The organism is Luteibacter flocculans (genome assembly GCF_023612255.1).
GTDB lineage: Bacteria > Pseudomonadota > Gammaproteobacteria > Xanthomonadales > Rhodanobacteraceae > Luteibacter > Luteibacter flocculans.
Map to the genome: position 1 here is coordinate 313,938 of NZ_CP063231.1, position 19,735 is coordinate 333,672.

General features: G+C 65.1%; 17 protein-coding genes and 1 riboswitch. Of the genes, 7 read left to right on the plus strand and 10 right to left on the minus strand.

Annotation, left to right across the window (positions count from 1 at the left end; translation table 11 throughout):
- Positions 1–7 precede the first annotated feature (7 nt).
- Together IM816_RS01300 and IM816_RS01305 are read left to right on the plus strand one after the other, a co-directional pair.
- The gene (locus IM816_RS01300) at positions 8–748 is read left to right on the plus strand and encodes a response regulator (protein ID WP_250339473.1); all 741 of its coding nucleotides are present in this window, start codon (positions 8–10) and stop codon (positions 746–748) included.
- Positions 745–2,064: a sensor histidine kinase gene (locus tag IM816_RS01305; RefSeq protein ID WP_250339474.1), complete on the plus strand. Its 1,320-nt coding sequence runs from the start codon at positions 745–747 to the stop codon at positions 2,062–2,064. Before IM816_RS01300 ends, IM816_RS01305 begins: the two co-directional genes overlap by 4 nt.
- A gap of 74 nt (positions 2,065–2,138) precedes the next feature.
- Here the strand turns inward: IM816_RS01305 and IM816_RS01310 are convergent, their stop codons facing one another.
- Positions 2,139–2,312, minus strand: a complete 174-nt coding sequence (locus IM816_RS01310) for a DUF1328 domain-containing protein (protein WP_072323948.1) — start codon at positions 2,310–2,312, stop codon at positions 2,139–2,141.
- Between the two features lie 32 nt (positions 2,313–2,344).
- Positions 2,345–2,554: a CsbD family protein gene (locus IM816_RS01315; protein ID WP_072323947.1), complete on the minus strand. Its 210-nt coding sequence runs from the start codon at positions 2,552–2,554 to the stop codon at positions 2,345–2,347.
- A 474-nt stretch (positions 2,555–3,028) separates the two neighbouring features.
- Here IM816_RS01315 and IM816_RS01320 point away from each other — a divergent pair, with 474 nt between their 5' ends.
- The 3 genes from IM816_RS01320 to IM816_RS18815 all read left to right on the plus strand — a co-directional run bounded on the left by IM816_RS01320 (position 3,029) and on the right by IM816_RS18815 (position 6,214).
- Positions 3,029–3,466: a hypothetical protein gene (locus tag IM816_RS01320; RefSeq protein ID WP_250339475.1), complete on the plus strand. Its 438-nt coding sequence runs from the start codon at positions 3,029–3,031 to the stop codon at positions 3,464–3,466.
- Between the two features lie 212 nt (positions 3,467–3,678).
- A complete protein-coding gene (locus tag IM816_RS01325; RefSeq protein WP_250339476.1) occupies positions 3,679–5,748 on the plus strand; it encodes an XVIPCD domain-containing protein in 2,070 nt (689 codons plus the stop codon).
- Positions 5,749–5,761: 13 nt separating this feature from the next.
- Entirely contained in the window at positions 5,762–6,214 is a 453-nt protein-coding gene (locus tag IM816_RS18815; RefSeq protein WP_250339477.1) for a hypothetical protein, read from the plus strand.
- Between the two features lie 90 nt (positions 6,215–6,304).
- On the opposite strand, the gene IM816_RS01335 is transcribed toward IM816_RS18815, so the two are convergent.
- The 7 genes from IM816_RS01335 to IM816_RS01365 all read right to left on the minus strand — a co-directional run bounded on the left by IM816_RS01335 (position 6,305) and on the right by IM816_RS01365 (position 13,526).
- Positions 6,305–6,895: a hypothetical protein gene (locus IM816_RS01335; RefSeq protein ID WP_250339478.1), complete on the minus strand. Its 591-nt coding sequence runs from the start codon at positions 6,893–6,895 to the stop codon at positions 6,305–6,307.
- A gap of 129 nt (positions 6,896–7,024) precedes the next feature.
- Positions 7,025–7,852 (minus strand): NADPH-dependent 7-cyano-7-deazaguanine reductase QueF, encoded by an 828-nt coding sequence (gene queF, locus IM816_RS01340; protein WP_250339479.1) that lies wholly within the window; start codon positions 7,850–7,852, stop codon positions 7,025–7,027.
- A gap of 75 nt (positions 7,853–7,927) precedes the next feature.
- Positions 7,928–8,920: an aldo/keto reductase gene (locus IM816_RS01345; RefSeq protein ID WP_250339480.1), complete on the minus strand. Its 993-nt coding sequence runs from the start codon at positions 8,918–8,920 to the stop codon at positions 7,928–7,930.
- Complete coding sequence (locus IM816_RS01350) at positions 8,917–9,360, minus strand: MerR family transcriptional regulator (RefSeq protein ID WP_072323941.1); 444 nt, start codon at positions 9,358–9,360, stop codon at positions 8,917–8,919. Before IM816_RS01350 ends, IM816_RS01345 begins: the two co-directional genes overlap by 4 nt.
- Before the next feature lie 71 nt (positions 9,361–9,431).
- The gene (locus IM816_RS01355; RefSeq protein WP_072323940.1) at positions 9,432–9,836 is read right to left on the minus strand and encodes an acyl-CoA thioesterase; all 405 of its coding nucleotides are present in this window, start codon (positions 9,834–9,836) and stop codon (positions 9,432–9,434) included.
- A 74-nt stretch (positions 9,837–9,910) separates the two neighbouring features.
- Positions 9,911–10,939, minus strand: coding sequence for a ribonucleotide-diphosphate reductase subunit beta (locus IM816_RS01360; RefSeq protein ID WP_250339481.1), 1,029 nt, complete (start codon positions 10,937–10,939; stop codon positions 9,911–9,913).
- Between the two features lie 88 nt (positions 10,940–11,027).
- Positions 11,028–13,526 carry a ribonucleoside-diphosphate reductase subunit alpha gene (locus IM816_RS01365; protein WP_425602626.1) on the minus strand — a complete coding sequence of 833 codons (2,499 nt, stop codon included), beginning with the start codon at positions 13,524–13,526 and terminating at the stop codon, positions 11,028–11,030.
- 167 nt (positions 13,527–13,693) lie between these two features.
- Positions 13,694–13,904, minus strand: a riboswitch (cobalamin riboswitch).
- 161 nt (positions 13,905–14,065) lie between these two features.
- Here IM816_RS01365 and IM816_RS01370 point away from each other — a divergent pair.
- A complete protein-coding gene (locus IM816_RS01370) occupies positions 14,066–15,994 on the plus strand; it encodes a response regulator (RefSeq protein WP_250339483.1) in 1,929 nt (642 codons plus the stop codon).
- A gap of 18 nt (positions 15,995–16,012) precedes the next feature.
- On the opposite strand, the gene IM816_RS01375 is transcribed toward IM816_RS01370, so the two are convergent.
- Complete coding sequence (locus tag IM816_RS01375; protein ID WP_250339484.1) at positions 16,013–16,921, minus strand: SDR family oxidoreductase; 909 nt, start codon at positions 16,919–16,921, stop codon at positions 16,013–16,015.
- A 102-nt stretch (positions 16,922–17,023) separates the two neighbouring features.
- Between IM816_RS01375 and IM816_RS01380 the strand changes: the two genes are divergently transcribed.
- Positions 17,024–19,639 carry an alpha-L-rhamnosidase gene (locus tag IM816_RS01380; RefSeq protein WP_250339485.1) on the plus strand — a complete coding sequence of 872 codons (2,616 nt, stop codon included), beginning with the start codon at positions 17,024–17,026 and terminating at the stop codon, positions 19,637–19,639.
- Positions 19,640–19,735 lie beyond the last annotated feature (96 nt).

Sequence of the window (19,735 nt, forward strand, 5' to 3'; positions counted from 1 at the left end):
GACACACATGGACCACATCGATCACATTCTCGTCGTCGACGACGATCACGGCATCCGCACGGGCGTCGTCGACTACCTGCGCAAGAACGGGCTGCGCGCCACGGCAGCCGTCGATGGGCGGGACATGCTGGCGCAGCTCGACGCGTCGGCGTTCGATCTCGTGGTGCTGGACATCATGATGCCGGGGGAAGATGGCCTCGCGCTCTGCCGCAACCTGCGCAGCGGCAAGCATCGCGCGCTGCCCGTACTTTTGCTGACGGCGCGCGACGACGAGACCGACCGCATCGTCGGCCTGGAGATGGGTGCGGACGATTACGTCACCAAGCCCTTCTCACCACGCGAGTTGCTCGCGCGGATCAAGGCAGTGATCCGGCGCACGCGGATGCTGCCGCCGAACCTGCGCATCACGGAAGCCAGCGACACGATCTCGTTCGGTCAATGGAAGCTCGACACGACGGCGCGCCATCTGCTGGATGCCGAGGGCACCGTCGTTGCGCTCAGCGGTGCCGAGTTCCGCTTGCTGCGTGTCTTTCTCGATCATCCGCAGCGCGTGCTGTCGCGCGACCAGTTGCTCAACCTCACCCAGGGTCGCGATGCCGAACTCTTCGATCGGTCCATCGACCTGATGGTGAGCCGGTTGCGCCAACGGCTGCGCGACGACGCGAAAGAGCCGGCATACATCAAGACGGTGCGCAGCGAAGGCTATGTCTTCGCCATGTCGGTGACGGTCCATGGAGACGTGTCGTGACCGAGCCGCCGCGCAGCCGTGGCTGGCGCCTGTGGCCGCGCAGCATGGCCGCGCGGCTCTACCTCATCCTCTTCGCCGGACTGTTGCTTGCCCAAGCCCTGTCCGTTGGGCTGATGTACTACGAGCGCTACACGACGGCCGTCTCGGTCATGCTGGACACCATCGAGCGCGAGGTCGGCACGTCGGTGGCGATTCTCGATCGCCTGCCCGCCACGGAGCGGCCGGCATGGCTGGAGCGCCTGCAACGCGACAACTATCGCTTCATCATTGGCCCGGGACAGCAGGGCGTCCCGCTCGTCTCGAGCCGGTCGCGCGAGCTTACGGCGATGATCGCTAAGGAAGTCGGTGAGGCCTACCGCGTCCATGGCGATACCGTGTCGGTGACTCCGGAGCGCTACCAGATCCATCTGACATTGCACGATGGCAGTCCCATCACGATGGAGGTGACGCCGCAGGGCATACCTGTCGCGGATTGGCTTCCGCTCGTTCTCGTGCTCCAGGTGGCCTTGCTGCTTGCCTGCGGATGGATCGCTGTGCGCCTGGCCACGCGACCGTTGAAGACATTGGCCCAGGCGGTCGAAGCAGTGAATCCTGCCGGGGAGGCGCTGCGTCTGCCTCAGGATGGCCCCATCGAGGTGGCTAACGCGGCCTTGGCTTTCAATGCCATGCAGGAGCGCATTGCGCGGCACCTCAGGGAGCGCCTGCATATTCTGGCTTCGATCTCGCATGATCTGCAGACGCCCATCACGCGCATGCGTCTGCGGGCGGAGTCGTTGGATGACGGCATCGAGCGCGAGCGCTTGCTGGCGGATCTCGGAGAAATGGAGCATCTCGTCCGCGAGGGCGTTGCATACGCGCGCAGTGCTCACGGTGGCGACGAGGCGCCCGTACGTATCGACCCGACGGCCTTCGTCGAAAGCCTTGTCTTCGATTACCAGGACGTGGGTCAGCCGGTGAGCCTGACGGGCATCGTGGAGGGCGTGGCAACGGTACGGCCGCGCGCGCTTCGCCGCGTGCTGGTGAACCTCATCGACAACGCCGTGAAATACGGTGGCGCAGCCGAGGTAGCGGCATGCCGTACCGAGGGTGGTGGTCTGTGCATCACGGTGTCCGATCGCGGTCCGGGTATTCCGGAAACCGAGCTTGAAGAGGTGCTGCAACCGTTCTATCGGATGGAAGCCTCCCGCAGCCGCGATACCGGCGGCGCGGGCCTGGGCCTCGCGATCGCCACGCAGCTGATGCTTTCGATCGGCGGCAATCTCACGCTCGCTAATCGCGATGGGGGCGGGTTGGTCGCGACCGTCGTTCTGCCCTGATGTCTCCTTAGCCGAGGTCAAAAAAAGCCCCGGTCTGGGGCCGGGGCTTTGGTAACGCTCTGACTGCGAGGAACTTATATCCGGGGACCGCGACGCAGACCGCCGAACAGCAGGGAAAGAATGAACAGGATCAGGAAGACCACGAAAAGGATCTTCGCGATGCTGGCGGCGCCGGCAGCGATGCCGGTGAAGCCGAAGACCGCAGCGATAAGCGCGATCACGAAAAAGATGACAGCCCAATGCAGCATGATGTTCTCCTCTGGCGAGTCGATGAGTTGGATTAGTAGTTCCGATCGATGCGGTCGCGGAAATCCTTGACCTGCCGTTCCGCTTCGTCCCTCGCCACGCCATAGCGCTCCTGGACTTTACCTGCGAGGTATTCGCTGTTGCCTTCGGCGACCTTGAAGTCGTCGTCAGTCAGCTTGCCCCACTGTTCCTTGATCTTGCCCTCGAGCTGTTTCCATTTTCCCTTGAGGGTGTCTTCGTTCATGGCGGTACCTCGATCGGTGTGTGATGCCTGGGGACGGCCATCGCCCCCAGGGTCGGACGCTATTCGACCATCGGAAGGTTGAATGCCATGTCTGTGACCGGTGAGGTCTCGACTCACCCCACGTATGCATGTCCTACACGGTCGGGATCGTCCCCGACCGCTCCCGATCAAGGCGCCGGTCAGGGCAATGGCCCGGGACGGCTATACGGCCCATCACCCCTAAGTCTCTAGCCGGGGACGGGCATGGTGGCGTACGCGGGACGTTGATGCGGGAAATCTCACACGCCGTCCGCCGCCAAAATCGCAATCGATAAGTGGTCCACATGGCAAGAGTGAGCTGCGTAGCGGTTCTGCGGCGAGCGCGCAGCTGGACGGTCTACGTAGCGCTTGCGCTCTGGCATGATCGCCGCGCCGCCGGATGGGGCTGACCATGGAGGACGTGCGTGCGTTGGATGAGAACTAAGGAAGAAACTCATGGGTGAGTTCAGCAAAGCGTTTGACTGGATCGATTTCGCGCGTGGGCGAGTCCGGAATGCAGGTGGCCGCCGAGGTAGGGACGAGCCACCGATTCATACGTTCGCTGTCGAAATGGGTGGTGGCATTTACTACGGCCAAGTCGGTAGACGTTACCTCGCGGGCCATCAGAATGCTTACAACCTTGAAGTCGTCTCCTTTGGTTGGGTGAAGCAGGACTGGCTGGGTACCGACCCCAATCCTCGCTTCTGTGCGGCCTTCACTAGCGAGGAGCTTTCCGATGTCCAATCGCTGATTTGCGCGGCGGTGCCCGTGTGGCGGACGCTGACTCACAGGCCGGCGTTCTTGTACGAATCGGATCAGACGCACTTCATGGGTGAGGTCGTCTTTAGAGATGGATGGGCCTTGCTCAAGGATGATGGGGGCGGCGTTAGATGAGTATCGAACGCGACCTTGACCGCATTATCAAAGCACGTACGCTGGAGGAAATCCGGGTTGTGGTGCGTGAATATTCGGCTAAAGCATCCGGAAACGGTGCTGCACTCTACAGTGGTGCGGTGGGTGATCTCTCTGCCAATAGCCACGCGGCCGAGTATGCCCAGATAACGCGGTCATCCATCATCGATACGACGCCACGCGGCCGATTCCTTATGCATGATGATGTCCGGCAAGCGATTGAGAATTCATCGGAACGGATCTTCGAATCCCAAGGCGCAGGCGGCGACCTCGCCGAAAAGCTCCGCGACGACTTCCTCTACGGCGACGCCAAAGCACCTCGCGACAGCCACATCAGCATCTTCAACTGTCTTTGGTGCGAGGCGTCGCACGACTTCGCCTCGTCGCTAAGCGGCGACGTGAAGGTGATTGCCGTGAGCGCGAATCCGCATCGCGTGTTTGCGCAGGTGGAGATTCCCACGGCGTTGCATAACCCGAAGGTACGCAGTCTGGGTGGGGTGCCGGTAGAAAGCTTGCGCGCCACCTACGCGGAGCGTGGGGTCGACGGTGTGCTCGCGCGCGTGCAGGCGGCGTATGCGGAGGAAGCGATCCGCGCGGGCATGCTGCCTGCGCCCGTGGCCGATCCCGTCGCGGCCGTCCGTCGTGCGCCGGGCATGCGTTTCAATGTAGGCCAGGCAGCCGCCAAGGGGCTTGGCGTCGCGAGTGCCGCCGTATCGCTGCATGACGGCGTGACCACGGTCCGTCACGCCGCGCAGCTTCACGACCAGGGCAACGACGCCGGTGCGCAGTCGCGCATCGTCGGTGCCGTTTCGCGCAATGTCGGTGGCTGGGGCGGAGTGGCCTTGGGCGCCAAGATGGGTGCCGCCGTCACAGCGGAGAGCGGACCCGGCGCGCTCGTTGGCGCGGCGCTCGGTGGCATCGCGGGCGCTGTCGTAGGCGACCGGTTGGCTGCCTGGATCGACCACCGCCGTATCCACCAGCAGACCGACAGCGACGGTCGGCGCTGGCAGTTCGACCCCGCGCAACCCGCGCAGGGTTGGACCCGTACGGTGACCGGCGACCTCGATCGACAGGCCACGGTCGAGCGAGGCGTTCCCGTCTATACGAGGCACACCGTGGTCGCCTCACCCGATGTAGCCGACCGGCTCAATTACCTCGCGGCCAGCAAAGCGGCGGAACTGGCCCTCGCAGCGCCACCTGCGATTCGCGATCCCTTCGTGCTGCCGTCCACGCCGGAGACCCATCGGCCCGACAACGTCTATGAAGGCGACTGGCAGCGCGAGCCCGTGAGTGGGCAATGGTCACGACAGGTCACGGACAGTCGCGTCGGTCTCAGCATGCAGCGCTTCGACGTGGAAACCGCGACACACGAGGAAGCCGTCGCGCTGGATCGACAAGCGCAGGCCATCGTGACGGCCAACATCCAAGCGATGCCTGCGAGCACGGCCGCCCACTACAAGGCGGCGTACGACCAGTTCGGCTGGTCGCGCCATGGCGAGATGCCGGCGGCGGTGGACGACGCACTGGCGCACCCCGAGCGCATGGTGGCATCGGACGGCCACGTCTACACGCGCGGCGACGACGCGCGCTGGACCACACCGGATCTGCTGCATGGTCACCGTGTTGCGGAGGGCAATCGTCACGTGGAACTGGAAGCGACCTATCGACGTCACGCGGAGGCGGTGACGGCGGCTGTCGAACCCTTGGCGGCCACACCGCGCACGCAACGGGAAATCTACAGCGATGCGATGATCGAGCAGTTCTGCGAAGCGTCCAGAGCGGGCGATCGCGATGCGATGCGGTCGATCGCCAAGACGTTCGCCACGTCGGACGTCGGCAAGGAAGTGCGCGCCGGGGTTTCTCAAAACATGCTGGATCGACAGCAGGCATTGCCCGGCCGAGACCACCCACTGTTCCAGCAGGCGCTGCATCATCTGGATGCCGTAGACCCGGACGTGGCGAGATATCGCGACGAAGCCGGTAGGGAGCGTCTCGCGGGTGCCATCGCCTTCGAGGCGACCTGCCGTCGCATGCGCAGCATCGACGCCATCGTGCCGAATGCCAACGGCGAACTGGTCGCGACCTGCACGAATCGAGGCGCTGACCCGTTTTCTCCTGCGGCCACGGTCGATCCCACGCTGGCCGCGGTGCAGCCGCTTGACCGAAGCTTCCAGCAACTCGCCGACGAAACCCAGGCGCAGGTCCAAGAGCAGGCATTACAACAGGAGCGCGCGCAGAGCCAAAGCCATGGTATGGCGCGCTGACAGGAGTCAGGACATGAACGACGTAAGGAACGCGAGCGAGCATCTGCTAATGCTCACGGCGCAGGTGGAAGAACTGCTGGTCGATATCAGGAAAGAGACGAAGGAAAGCGAGCGCGTCCTGCGCGCCACGCGCGAGCGCGAGGTGGCGACGTTCCGCGAGCAGATGACGTCGATCCTGGAGCACCATGACACGCGCATCGGTGATGCATTGCGGCCACGCGTCGTACGGGCCTGGCAATTCGTGACGATCGTGAGCGTGCTCGGCATCGTGCTGCTGGGCGCAGCGGTATGGCTTTCCGCTCACTACATGCGTGTGATCGAGCAGAACCAGCTATCGGCTGACCTGCTCAAGGCCTATAACCGCGCCGACGTCACGCTCTGCGACGGTAGCCTGTGCGCCCGTGTCGACACCAAGGGCAAGCGCTGGGGAGCGAAAGGCGAATACATGCCGGTGCAGCCGCGCTGACGCACATCCGCGCAAGGCACGGATGCTTTCGACAGATAAAAAAAGAGCGCGACTCTCGTCGCGCTCTTTGGGGCACCCTTGGAAAGGTGCTTACTTCTTCTTGATCTCGAAGGCTTCGTTGCCCACGGCCTGGCCGTTGAGCGAGACGGTGACCTTGTACTTGCCTTCCGGCCATTCGTTCGGATTCTGGATCTTGAACGTGGTGACCGCCGGACCTTCGGTGCTGATCGACTGGCTGATGTCGCTGACCGTCGTGGTGGTCTCGCCGTCCTGGTAGGTCCACTTGGCGTTGAGCGTGGCGCCTGCCGTGGTGCCGTCCGTTGCGACCGACGCGTAGATGGTCTTGTCGTTCGGTGCGAACGTGTTCTTGGCCTTGGCGACCTTCTTGTCGCTGCCCACGGCATTGCCGAGGGTGACCGAGCTGACCTTCAGCGATTCGGTGACGGCGGGCGCAGCAGGGGCGGGAGCCGGCTGGGCTGCCGGGGCGGGCGCCTGCGCGGCGGTGGTGGCAGCGGCCGGAGCGCTTGCCGACGGGGCCGGGGTCGGCGCAGGCGCCGCCGGGGCGGTAGCGGCCGGAGCTGGCGCGTTCTGCTGCTCTTCCTTCTTGCCGCAAGCGGTGAGGACCAGCAGGCCGGCGACGGTGGCCGTGCCGAGAACGGACGAGCGGAACGAAAGCTTCATGTCTGGATTCCGAGAATGGCTATCAGGTTCGAAAACGAATGGGCGTCAGGGCAGAGCCGTAGCCGCCGCAGGGTACAGGCTACACAACTAAAGGCAAGTCCAATGAAGAGCGCATGAATGATGCGTTCATCATTGGCGGGCACCGCGCGGATTTCCCGGCACGGCAGTCGGATCGGTGCTGCGGAATGGGTTGATGTCGAGCCCGCCGCGGCGCGTGTAACGCGCGTAAACCGACAGCTCGCGCGGCGCGCAACGCGCCTGGATGTCTGTAAAAATCCGCTCCACGCACTGCTCGTGAAACTCGGTGTGGCTGCGGAACGAGACGAGGTAGCGCAGCAGCCCGGCGTGATCGATGGGCGCACCTGCATAGGCGATCTGGACGCTGCCCCAGTCGGGCTGGCCGGTCACCGGGCAGTTCGAGCGCAGCAGGTGCGAGACGAGCGTCTCGCGGACGTCGCCCGCGGTGGCGGTGAGGTAGTCGGGGCGCGGCGGACCGTAACAGTCGAAATCCAGCGCCTGATCGTCGAGCAGCGTGCCCTCCGGCTCGCCCAGCGGCGTGCCGTCGAGTTCGTTCGGCGCGCGCAGCACCACGTTCACCGGGCCGCCCGAGGCCGCCGACAGATCGCGTACCAGGCGCTCGCGCACCTCGGCCGCGTCCGGGAGCCGCTCCTGGGCGAAGCTGTTGAGATACAGCTTGAAGGACTTCGATTCGACGATATTCGGCGTGGTAGCCGGGAACCGGAACTCCGCCACCGCTACCATCGGCTTGCCGCGCGCATCCAGCCACGACAGCTCGTACCCGTTCCAGAGGTCCACGCCATGGAACGGCAGATCGGCGCCGGAGACGCCGATCTCGTCGCGCTTGCCCTGGCGCGGGATGGGAAAGAGCAGGCTGGCGTCGTAGCGGTCGGCGTAGACGGTGGCCTTGCCCAGCGGCGAGTGTTCGGGGGACGACATGGCGGTTTGCTGCGGAAACAAACCGCCATTATAGGGGCTCGGGCCGAGCCCCACCGTTACCGCTCGGCCCGGCGTTCAGGCGTTGATGGAGCCCATCATGTTGGACGCGTAGCGATCGCCGGCTGCCGTGTCCGGCGGGAACACCGCATCGATCTCGGCCACCTCGGCAGTGCTCAGCGTCACCTGTACCGCTCCGGCGTTCTCTTCCAGGTACTTCACGCGCTTGGTGCCCGGGATCGGCACGATGTCGTCGCCCTTGGCGAGCACCCATGCCAGGGCAAGCTGGCCCGGCGTGCAGCCCTTGGTCGCGGCGAACTTGCGCACCCTTTCCACGATTGCCAGGTTTTTGGCGAAGTTGTCGCCCGTGAAACGCGGATTGATGCGGCGGTAGTCGTCCTCGGCGAAATCGTCCGGCTTGGTGATCGCCCCAGTGAGGAAGCCACGACCGAGCGGGCTATACGCCACCAGCGCGATCCCGTGCTCGCGGCAGGCAGCCAGCGTACCGGTGGTCTCCGGATCGCGCGTCCATAGCGAGTATTCGCTCTGCAGCGCCGCGATGGGATGGACCGCTGCTGCCTTGCGGATCGATGCGGCCGAGGCTTCCGACAGGCCCAGGTAACGCACCTTGCCTTCCTCCACCAGCCGCGCCATGGCGCCGACGGTTTCTTCGATCGGTACGTTGCGATCGACGCGGTGCTGGTAATAGAGGTCGATGTGATCCGTCTTCAGGCGGCGCAGGCTACCTTCTACCGACAGCCGCACGTACTCGGGCCGGCCGTCGATGCCGCGCTTGTTCGGGTCGTTCGGGTCGCGGACGATGCCGAACTTGGTGGCGAGAAATACCTTGTCGCGACGTCCGGCAAGCGTGCGACCGATCAGTTCCTCGTTGGTGTGCGGGCCGTAGGCGTCGGAGGTGTCCCAGAAGGTGATGCCGAGGTCCAGGGCGCGTTCCAGGGTGGCGATCGATTCTTTTTCGTCGCCAGCGCCGTAGAACTCGCTCATGCCCATGCAGCCGAGGCCGAGGGTCGAGACGTCGGGGCCGTGCTTGCCGAGCTTGCGGGTGATCATGCGTGTCTCCTTCGATGCGAGGGGATGCCCGGCGTCGCCGCGTCGAGCGGCGGCTCCGTGGGGAGGGCTTCCTGGGGATAAAGCGAGCGATACAGCGCGATCTTCTCGTCGAGGCGCGCGATGGTCTCGGTCAATTCGACCAGTTCGCTGCGCAGCTTTGTGGCATGCCGCGCGAGGAGGTCGCCGCGCTCGCGGATGCTTTCCTCGGTTTCGCCGAGGCGGCGCAGCCGCACGTATTCCTGGATGTCCCGCATGGACATGCCGGTGGAGCGGAGTTTGAGTACGAACTGGATGAAGCGCATCTCGGGCTCGCCGTAGACGCGCTGCCCGTTGCGCCGCGGCACTGGATCGATGAGACCGATCTGCTCGTAGTAGCGCAGCGTGTGGACGGTGAGACCGGTGGCCTGGGCGGCCTCGGCGATGGTCAGGGATTGAGGCATTCGAGAAGCCTACGCCTTCGAGTGCGCTCTAGGTCAAGCCCCGACGGGCCGCCCTTCGGCGGCCGATTGGGTTATGCCGGGCTATCGACCGGCGTGGGCTTCAGGTCGCTGTCGAGCGCGATCATCGTGAAGGTGCCGCGCGTGCACAGCTCGCGTTCGCCGGTGATCAGGTCTTCCGTGTACATAGCCACGTCCACCTTCATCGAGGTGCGGCCGACCGAGACGATGGTGGCGATCAGTTCCACCATCTGGCCCTTGCGCACGGGCACGTGGAAGTCCACCTGCTCCGATCGTGCCGTGACCACCACCTTACGGGCGTAGCGCGAGGCGGCGATGAACGCTGCCTTGTCCATCCAGGCCAGCGCCTGGCCGCCGAACAGCGTGCCCAGGTGGTTGGTGTGATCCGGGAAGACGATCTCCAGGAGGCGAGCCTCCGTGGGTCGGGCGATGGGAATCATGGCGGCACCGTCATTCATGGTGCCGCCATTGTAGGGCCTGTTTACGCTATTCGCGTGGCAGGCTACGCGACTGAGTCGCCAAGCCCCGGCGCTTAGAACGACTGATCGAAGGCCACTTCGCCCTGCACGCCGACCTGGTACGACGACACGCGGCGCTCGAAGAAGTTGGTCAGCTCCTGCACGTCCTGCAGGTCCATGAAGTCGAACGGGTTCTTTGCGCCATACTTCTTCGGCATGTCGAGCTGGGCCAGGCGCTGGTCGGCGCAGTACTCGAGGTACTGACGCATGTCGTTTACCGACAGCCCGGCCACACCGCCGGAGAGCACGTCCTGGGCGAACTGCGTCTCGCAGGCGATGGCGTCTTCCAGCATCGTTTCCACCTGCTCGCGCATCTCGTCGTCGAAAAGGTCCGGTTCCTGCTCGCGTACGGTGCGCACCACTTCGAAGGCGAAAGCCATGTGGCCCGACTCGTCGCGGAAGACCCAGTTGGTACCCGACGCCAGGCCGTGCAGCAGACCGCGCGAACGCAGGTAGTACACGTAGGCGAAAGCGGCAAAGAAGAACAGTCCTTCGATGCAGGCGGCGAAGCAGATCAGGTTGAGCAGGAACTGCCGGCGGTGCTCGCGCGTCTCCAGGCGATTCAGGTTCTGGATCGACTCGATCCACTTGAAGCAGAACTCGCCCTTCTGCCGGATCGACGGGATGCTCTCGATCGCGGCGAACGCCTTGTTCCGTTCCGCAGGTTCGGGGATATAGGTGTCCAGCAACGTGAGATAGAACTGCACGTGCAGCGCTTCCTCGTACAACTGGCGCGACAGGAACATGCGCGCTTCGGGCGAGTTCACGTGCTGGTAGAGGTTCAGCACGAGGTTGTTCGACACGATCGTGTCGCCCGTGGCGAAGAAGGCGACCAGGCGATGGATGAGGTGCCGGTCGGCATCGGACATCTTCGACTTGAGGTCGGTGACGTCGAGCGAGAAATCCACTTCCTCCACGGTCCACGTATTGCGGATGGCGGCGCGGTACATCTCATAGAACTGCGGGTACTTCATCGGCCGCAGGGTGAGCTCGAAGCCGGGGTCGAGGATGTGGGAGTCGCGAGTGATCGGGGTGGCGGACATCAGGTGCCTCAATGTGGACGAGCGGCGCGCCGTGGCGCGCCAGCGTCGAGAAGGGGTGCGGAGCGGCAGGTGCCGCTCCGCGGGCCGGTTACTGGCAGGCTTCGCAGTATTCGGGGTTTTCGAGCGAGCAGAACACGGCAGCCGTTGCCTGTTCCTGCGCATCGATGGCCGGTGCAGCAGGTGCCGTAGCAGTCGCGCTGACAGTGGTCTTGGCAATGCGGGTGGCCGGACGTGAGCGCAGGTAGTAGGTCGTCTTGATGCCCGCCTTCCAGGCGTACATGTACATCGACGAAAGCTGTCCGATGTTCGGGTTCTCCATGAACAGGTTCAATGACTGGCTCTGGTCGATGTAGGCACCGCGCGCGGCGGCGAGATCGATCAGTGCCTTCTGCGGCAGTTCCCAGGTGGTGCGGTAGACCGCGCGCAGTTCGGCCGGAATGGCGGCGATGCCCTGCACCGAACCCTCGGCGAGCTTGATCTGGTCGCGCACTTCGGCGGTCCACAGTCCAAGAGTCTTCAATTCCTCGACGAGGTAGCGATTCACGACGAGGAAATCGCCGGACAGCGTCTCGCGCTTGAAGAGGTTCGACACCTGCGGCTCGATGCACTCGTAGCAACCGGCGATAGAGGCGATGGTTGCCGTCGGTGCGATGGCGATCAGCAGGGAGTTGCGCAGGCCGGTGGCCTTGATCTTCTCGCGCAGTTCCGCCCAGCGCGCATCGCGCCCGGTCGGCGTGGCCGCCGGCCAGTAGTCGAACTGCAGCTCACCGTTGGCGGCACGCGTTTCCGCAAAGCCCGGATGTGCCCCGTCACGCTCGGCGATCTCGTTGGACATCGACAGGGCGTGGAAATAGATCTCTTCCGCGATGCGCGTGGATATCTCGCGCGCGGCGTCGGAGTCGAACGGGAGACGCAGCTTGAAGAAGACGTCCTGCAGACCCATCACGCCCAGGCCCACCGGGCGCCACTTCATGTTGGCCGTCCGGGCCGTGGCGATCGGATAGAAGTTGAGGTCGATGACGCGGTTCAACTGGCGCACGGCCGTGCGTACGGTGGTGGCCAGCTTGTCGAAATCGAACGCACCGTCGACCACGTGCCGCGCGAGGTTGATCGAGCCGAGGTTGCAGACGGCCGTCTCGTTCGCGTTGGTGACCTCGAGGATTTCCGTGCAGAGGTTCGACAGGTGGATGACGTTCTCGGGGCGCGCCGTCTGGTTGCTGGTGGCGTTCGAGCGGTCCTTGAAGGTCATCCAGCCGTTGCCGGTCTGTGCCAGCGAACGCAGCATGCGTGCGTACAGCTCGCGGGCCTTGATCGTCTTCGCGGCCAGGCCGTCGGCCTCGGCTTTTTCATAGGCGGCGTCGAACGCGGCGCCCCAGGTGTCGACGAAGTGCGGCACGATCTTCGGGTCGAACAGCGACCAGTCGCCGTCGGCTTCGACCCGGCGCATGAACAGATCGGGCACCCAGTTGGCGAGGTTGAGGTTGTGTGTGCGGCGTGCGTCGTCGCCGGTGTTCTCGCGCAATTCGAGGAATTCCTCGATGTCCGCGTGCCACGATTCCAGATACACGCAGGCCGCGCCCTTGCGCTTGCCGCCCTGGTTCACGGCGGCGACGGAGGCGTCCAGCGTCTTCAGCCACGGCACAAGGCCGTTCGAGTGGCCGTTGGTGCCGCGGATCAGCGAGCCGCGCGAGCGGATGCGCGAATAGGCGAGGCCGATGCCGCCCGCGAACTTCGACAACTGGGCCACGTCACCGTACTTGGCGTAGATCGACTCGAGCGCGTCCTGCGGCGAATCCAGCAGAAAGCACGACGACAGCTGCTCGTGCGCGGTGCCGGCGTTGAACAGGGTCGGCGAGCTGGCGAGGTACTCCAGCGAGGAGAGCATGCGGTACAGCTCCAGCGTCTCGGCCACGTCGTTGCCGCCGAGCGCGCAGGCGATGCGCATGAAGAAATATTGCGGCGTCTCGATGACGAAGCGCTTCGTCGGATGACGCAGCAGGTAGCGGTCGTAAACCGTGCGCAGGCCGAAGTACTCGAAGCGTCGCGAGGCGCTGGTGTCCACGGCATCGTTGAGCTTGCGCGCGTTCACCTGCACGAAGTCACGGAGGCGCTCGTTGAGAATGCCCAGCTCGAAGCCGGTGGAGATCGACTGCGAGAACGACTGGATGTCCTGCCCGGACACTTCCTTGTCGATGAAGGCGGCGAGCAGGCGCGCGGCGAGCTGGCCGTATTCCGGCTCCTCGGCAGTCAGCGCGGCGGCCGTGCGGATCGACAGCTGGTCGAGTTCCTGTGTGGTGGCGCCGTCATAGAGGCCGCCGATCGTCTTCAGCGCGACGCGCATCGGGTCCACGGCGTAAAGGCCGTCGGCGCTGCGGGTGACCGCGCGCACGATCTTGTTCACGTCGACGACTTCCTGGCCGCCGTTGCGCTTCGTCACGCGCATCTGGCCGGGGTTGTGCGGCGGGGTCAGGGCAAAGGCCGGTGGCGGCTCGTTGCGATAGCCAGCGGCGGGCGCGTTGCCGGTCGCGGGCGGGGTGGTGGTGACGGCGTCGGCCGTCTCGGTGCGCTCGTGCGCGGCGGAATCCATCGTGGTCATGTGTGGCGTGCCCCAGGGCCAGGTTCAAACTCCCGTTCCCTCGGACGGGGCTCGAAGCGGTTCAGGCCAACGGGAAAAAAGCCGGGACGGAGCCTGCCCAGGGCGGCTCCGGTCCGCGACGCGCTTCCCCGCGGAAGCCGTCACCACAATCGGCACCGATGAGGCACCGACCGCTGGCAGGTCTTCGGACTCGTGGACGAGGGCCCGGAGGCCCGCCTACCCATCGCTTCCCAGTCGCTGAGGACCAGTGCATTCAGACGGGGTCGTTTCCACTTACCGCTGCGGGGCAGTTCCGGATTTGCACCGGATTCCCTATTAAGTCCGACGGGCAGTCGCGCCTCTCCGGACACCAGCGGGCACACGATATAGCCGGCGGGGCGAGGGGTCAACACAAGATGTTGGGTCTGGCGCAGGTATCTGATCGGATTCGTAATCGAGCGCGAAGAGGATGTGAAGATCGTCTACACAATCGGATCTTGCGAGCAACGATAAACTCCCGTCTTTCCTCCCTCACGCACCCGCCAGGCTCGATGCCATCTTCCTTTGCGCTGCAGGATCATGCACTGATCTCCCGGTCGTTCGATGCCGTTCCCTACGGCATCGTCGCCCTTTCCACCGCCGGGGAGCTCCTGTACGCGAATGCGTGGGCGGCCGCTCGGTTGCCCTCGGACGATTTCCTCGCCGTATGGGGTGACGAGACCCGGAAACGGATCGTCGATGCCTTTTCGCGATCCGTAGATGAGGGCCTCGCCACGCTGGAGGTCGCCTCGGCCGACGGCACGCCCTGGCGCCTGTCCGTGGAGCCGTGGCGCGGCGGTACGGACGCCGAGCCGGTGCTGATGGTGTCGCTGCTGCCGACCCGGAGCGACGGCGAGCCCGTGGACTTCGCGCTCGGTCTGACCCAGGACCAGCTACGCCAAGCGCAGAAGATGGACGCGATCGGCAAGCTGACCGGTGGCGTGGCGCACGATTTCAATAACCTGCTCCAGGTGATCAGCGGCAACCTGCAGCTGCTGAGCGCCGACGTGGCGGGCAACGCCCGCGCGGAACGCCGCGTGGCGAACGCCATGGCCGGCGTCACCCGCGGCACCAAGCTCGCCGCTCAGTTGCTCGCTTTCGGTCGGCGCCAGCCGCTGGCCCCGAAGGTGGTGAACATCGGCCGCTTCGTCCGCGACATGGACGAACTCCTTCGCCGCGCGCTGGGTGAGGCGATCGAGGTGGAGACCGTGGTGGCCGGCGGCCTGTGGAACACGCTGGTCGATCCGGGCAACGTCGAGAACGCGCTGCTCAATCTCGCGCTCAATGCACGCGACGCGATGGAAGGGCGCGGCAAGCTGACCATCGAGGCCGGCAACGCGCTGCTCGACGCTACCTACGCCGCGGCACACGGCGACCTGCGTCCGGGCCAGTACGTCATGATCGCGGTCACCGATACCGGCACCGGCATTCCCGCCGAGATCATCGACCAGGTATTCGAGCCGTTCTTCACGACCAAGCCGGAAGGCCGCGGCACCGGCCTTGGCCTGTCGATGGTCTATGGCTTCGTGAAGCAGTCCGGCGGCCACGTGAAGATCTACAGCGAGCCGGGTCATGGCACGACGGTGAAGATCTACCTGCCGCGCTCGACGCAGAGCGAGGACCGGGTGGTCGACATTGAGGAGGAAGGCGTGCGCGGTGGCGACGAGACCATCCTGGTGGTGGAGGACGACGACGCCGTGCGCGAGACCGTCGTCGCCATGCTGGGCGACCTCGGCTATCGCGTGCTCAAGGCACGTGACGCGGAAAGTGCATTGTCGATCATCGAGAGCGGCATCGCGATCGATCTGCTGTTCACCGACGTGGTGATGCCCGGTCCGTTGCGCAGCCCCGAGCTGGCGCGCAAGGCCGCCGAACGGCAGCCAGGTATCGGCGTCCTGTTCACCTCGGGCTACACGGAAAACGCCATCGTGCATGGCGGCCGCCTCGATGAGGGCGTGGAGCTGCTGAGCAAGCCTTACACCCGCGACCAACTCGCGCGACGCGTGCGCAACGTGCTGGCGACGCGCCTGCGGCGTACGCAGGATGCGCTGCCGATGGCGTCGGCTACCGCGACGCCGGTGCCGCCGCCGATGCGAGTGCTGGTGGTCGAAGACGATGCGCTGATCCGCATGTCGATCTGCGAAATGCTGGAAAGTCGCGGACACATGGCCTTCGAAGCTGGCGACGGCCATGAAGCGCTGCGTGTGTATAACGCGCAGCCAATCGACGTGCTACTGGCCGACGTCGGCTTGCCAGGCATGAACGGCGTGGAAGTCGCGGATCGGTTGCGGGAGCAACAGCCTGAGCTTCCGGTGCTGTATGCCACCGGCGATCACACCGCCAATGGCATACAGCGCGACGAACGCACCGCGATCCTGGTGAAGCCCTACGGTGTCGCCGACCTGATGGATGCGATCGGGCGGATTACGCGGGCCACCTAGCCCTTCGTCTGGCGCGGGTCAGGGAAGCATGTTGCCGCCGGTGACGCCGTAGGTTTCACCGGTGATGAAGCTCGCTTCCTGGCTCGCCAGCAGCACGTAGAGCGGTGCGCACTCCACCGGCTGGCCCGGCCGGCCGAGCGGTACGTTCTTGCCGAACTCCACCACCTTCTCCTGCGGCTGGCCGCCGCTCGGCTGCAGTGGCGTCCATACCGGACCCGGTGCCACCGCGTTCACACGAATGCCCTTGTCGGCGGCCTGCTTCGCCAACGCCTTGGTGAAGGCGACGATAGCCGCCTTGGTCGGCGCGTAGTCGAGCAGGATGTCCGACGGCTGATAGGCCTGGATCGACGCCGTGTTGACGATGGCGGCGCCCGGCGGCATGTGCGGCATGGCGGCCTTGGTCAGCCAGAACAACGCGAAGACGTTGGTGCGGAAGGTGGCCTGGAACGATTCGCTGTCCAGTTCGTCGATCGACTTCGAATACTGCTGGCGTCCCGCGACATTGGCGAGGATGTCGAGGCCGCCCAACTCCTTCACGGTCTTGGCGACCAGCTCGTTGCAGAACGCCTCGTTCTGGAGATCGCCCGGTATGCCGACGATCTTGCTGCCTTCGGCGCGGAGGAGCGCGATGACTTCGTCGGCGTCCTTCTGCTCCGAGGGCAGATAGTTGATGACCACCTCGGCACCTTCGCGCGCGAACGCGATCGCGGCAGCACGTCCGATGCCGGAGTCACCGCCGGTCACCAGCGCCTTGCGGCCATGCAGGCGGCCGTTGCCGTGATAGCTGGTCTCGCCGTGATCTGGCCTCGGTACCATCTCCTTCGCCAGGCCGGGTGCCGGCTGCGGCTGCTTCGAGAAGTCCGGTTGCGGATACTGCGTGCGGGGATCTTGCATGGCGTACGGATCGTGGTTGGCGGCGTGAGCCATGGGGGCGGTCTCTCGTGGGAAGGGTCTCTCCTGTTTACGCAGCGAAACGTCCATGTCCCGTCCACGCGATGTCATGCCCCGTACGCATGACAGTCAGATTTCATGCGTGTCATGCCGGCGTTCTTGCGCGCTATGCTCGGCTATCTGGCTCGCACCGAGGTCGTCACGTTGCTCCTGCGTCTCTTTGCCGCCTGCGCTTGGCTCGCCGTCGTCCCTGTTGCGAACGCCGCGATAACGCTCGCCACGCCACGGGTGGAGCGCGCCGAATCACCCACGTATGTGGATGTGAAGCAGCCGCGATTTTCGTGGGTGGTCCGGAGCGATGCGCCGGGTACCGTGCAGATCGGTTACCGCCTGGTCGTGTCACGTAACGGAAGCACGGTGTGGGACAGCGGCGAGGTGAACGACCCGCGTCCATTCGACATCGCCTACGCCGGGGCACCCCTGTCGCCTGGCGAACGTTACGACTGGCGCGTCGACGTTCGCACCTCGGACGGAAGCGCCGAGGTCTCCTCGCACTTCGATACGGCGCTCGATGAGGCCGCGTGGCACGACGTCCGCTGGATCGGCAAGCGTGACGACACGCTTCCTGCGCCGCTGTTGCGCAAGACGTTCCGGATCGACGGGCCCGTGAAACGCGCGACGCTCTACGTTGCCGCAGGCGGCTACGCGGACATGGCGATCGATGGGCGCCCGGTGAGCGACGCCGTGCTCTCGCCGGGCTTCACCGACTACGACAAACGTGTCGAGGTCGTGGCGACGGATGTCTCGTTGTCGCCTGGCACGCACGTGCTCGGTGCCGAACTCGGCCGCGGCTTCTACGGCCTGACCAATCCGAACGTCTGGCATTGGGAACGTGCACCGTGGCACGGCAAGCCGCGCCTGCGTGCGTTGCTGCGCATCCGCTACGCCGATGGCCGTGTGTCCGACATGGTCAGCGACGCGAGCTGGCAGGTGGCCGACGGGCCGACGCGGCTCGACGATCTCTATGGTGGCGAAATCTACGACGCACGCTTTGTGCGTCCGGATGCGTGGGCACCGGCCAGCGAACTGCCCGCGCCGCGCGGCAAACTCGTCGCGCAGACAGAACAGCCAGTCCGCGTTATCGATACGCTCGCGGCCACGGAAGTGACCGAGCCCGTACCGGGCACCTATGTGTTCGCCTTCCCACGCGTGATCGCCGGCTGGGCCACGTTCGATGTGAGTGGGCCGTCGGGGACGACCGTCGTTGCACGCTATGGCGAAAAGCTGCTTGCCGACGGTACCGTCGATGCGCGCGATGAACACCATTACTTCAAGAACGGCTTCCAGACCGATCGAATGATCCTCGCGGGGGAGCGCATTCGCTGGCATCCGCGCTTCTCGTACAAAGGCTTTCGCTACGTGCAGGTGGATGGATGGCCGGGAGGCAAGCCCCGCCTCGATGCGGTGACCGCGCAAGTGGTGCATACGGACATCGCCATCACCGGCCAGTTCGACAGCGACCAGCCCTTGCTCAACTGGATTCACCACGCCACGGTCGACACCATCCTCAACAACCTGCACAGCATTCCCACCGATACGCCGATGTACGAGAAGAACGGTTGGACGGGCGACGGCATGCTGGGCACGGAAATGTTCCTGCGCAATCTGGACGCGGATCGCCTGCTCGCGAAATGGCTGCGCGACATCGCCGATACGCGCGGTACCGACGGTGCACCCTTGCTCATTGCGCCGAACCCTGGCTGGGGTCATGTGCGCGCACCTACCTGGCATGCCGCCTACGTCTTCATTCCATGGTGGTTGTGGTTGTACGAAGGCGATCGACGTCCCATGGAAGAACATATCGAAGGGATCGCTCGTTACGTTGCGATGGAAGACGCGCGTTCGCCCGCCGGTATCGCGGACACGGAGCTTGGCGATTGGGTGAGCCCGGAGACCGACCCGGCTGGTGAGAATGCACCCGAGGACAAGCGCGTGGCGGCGACCGCGTATCTCTATGGCATGCAGCGGCGCACCGCGGACATGCTGCGCGTGCTCGGCGACGACGCCAGGGCGACGACGTTCGATGCACGCGCGGAGGTCGTCAAGAAGGCTTTCAATGCACGCTTTCTCGATCGAAGCCAGGCCCGCTACCGGGGCGAAGGCGACCGAGGGTATCGCCAGGCGCACAACCTGCTGGCGCTGTCATTCGGTCTGGTGCCGGATGATCTCATCACGCGTGTAGCGGCAGGCGTCGCGGCAGATGCGAGGGGGCGCGGCGATCACCTGGACACCGGCGCGCTGGCGACCAAGGTGCTCCTGCCCTTCCTCACGGCGACCGGCCACGCCGACGAAGCCTGGGCGATTGCCACGCAGACTACGTTTCCCAGTTGGGGATTCTGGCGTGCGAACGGCGCCACCAGCCTTTGGGAGCACTGGAAGCTTGCCTCGCGCTCGCGAGGGCACTACTTCCTCGGCACGATCGACGACTGGCTTTATGCCGACGTGGCCGGATTGCGCCCGCTGGCGCCGGGCTGGCAGCGCTTCGAAGTGCGGCCGAAGCTCACTGCCTTTCTGGGGCGCGCGTCGGCGTCGGTCGTGACGCCCTACGGCGAGGCATCCGTGGCCTGGCGCAAAGTGGCCGGCAGGATCGAGGCGGACGTCGTCGTGCCGGTGGGTGCGGAAGCGGTGGTCGGCTTGCCTGGCGGTCCGGACACCGTGATGGGCTCCGGTCGCCACCACCTAAGCCTTCACTAAGAAAGATCAAGGTAAGTCCCCGGTTCACAAGGCTTTCGTAAAGTCCTGCGTGTCACGGCCGTTACAACGCCTACGGGGTACTCACGGGGTAGCGGC

Excerpts from the sequence above, each read along its gene's own strand:
- IM816_RS01300 (WP_250339473.1), top strand. The coding sequence starts at position 8 with ATGGACCACATCGATCACATTCTCGTCGTCGACGACGATCACGGCATC.
- IM816_RS01310 (WP_072323948.1), bottom strand. The coding sequence starts at position 2,312 with ATGCTGCATTGGGCTGTCATCTTTTTCGTGATCGCGCTTATCGCTGCG.
- IM816_RS01315 (WP_072323947.1), bottom strand. The coding sequence starts at position 2,554 with ATGAACGAAGACACCCTCAAGGGAAAATGGAAACAGCTCGAGGGCAAG.
- IM816_RS01320 (WP_250339475.1), top strand. The coding sequence starts at position 3,029 with ATGGGTGAGTTCAGCAAAGCGTTTGACTGGATCGATTTCGCGCGTGGG.
- IM816_RS01325 (WP_250339476.1), top strand. The coding sequence starts at position 3,679 with ATGCATGATGATGTCCGGCAAGCGATTGAGAATTCATCGGAACGGATC.
- IM816_RS18815 (WP_250339477.1), top strand. The coding sequence starts at position 5,762 with ATGAACGACGTAAGGAACGCGAGCGAGCATCTGCTAATGCTCACGGCG.
- IM816_RS01335 (WP_250339478.1), bottom strand. The coding sequence starts at position 6,895 with ATGAAGCTTTCGTTCCGCTCGTCCGTTCTCGGCACGGCCACCGTCGCC.
- queF (WP_250339479.1), bottom strand. The coding sequence starts at position 7,852 with ATGTCGTCCCCCGAACACTCGCCGCTGGGCAAGGCCACCGTCTACGCC.
- IM816_RS01345 (WP_250339480.1), bottom strand. The coding sequence starts at position 8,920 with ATGATCACCCGCAAGCTCGGCAAGCACGGCCCCGACGTCTCGACCCTC.
- IM816_RS01350 (WP_072323941.1), bottom strand. The coding sequence starts at position 9,360 with ATGCCTCAATCCCTGACCATCGCCGAGGCCGCCCAGGCCACCGGTCTC.
- IM816_RS01355 (WP_072323940.1), bottom strand. The coding sequence starts at position 9,836 with ATGAATGACGGTGCCGCCATGATTCCCATCGCCCGACCCACGGAGGCT.
- IM816_RS01360 (WP_250339481.1), bottom strand. The coding sequence starts at position 10,939 with ATGTCCGCCACCCCGATCACTCGCGACTCCCACATCCTCGACCCCGGC.
- IM816_RS01365 (WP_425602626.1), bottom strand. The coding sequence starts at position 13,526 with ATGGATTCCGCCGCGCACGAGCGCACCGAGACGGCCGACGCCGTCACC.
- IM816_RS01370 (WP_250339483.1), top strand. The coding sequence starts at position 14,066 with ATGCCATCTTCCTTTGCGCTGCAGGATCATGCACTGATCTCCCGGTCG.
- IM816_RS01375 (WP_250339484.1), bottom strand. The coding sequence starts at position 16,921 with ATGGCTCACGCCGCCAACCACGATCCGTACGCCATGCAAGATCCCCGC.
- IM816_RS01380 (WP_250339485.1), top strand. The coding sequence starts at position 17,024 with ATGCGTGTCATGCCGGCGTTCTTGCGCGCTATGCTCGGCTATCTGGCT.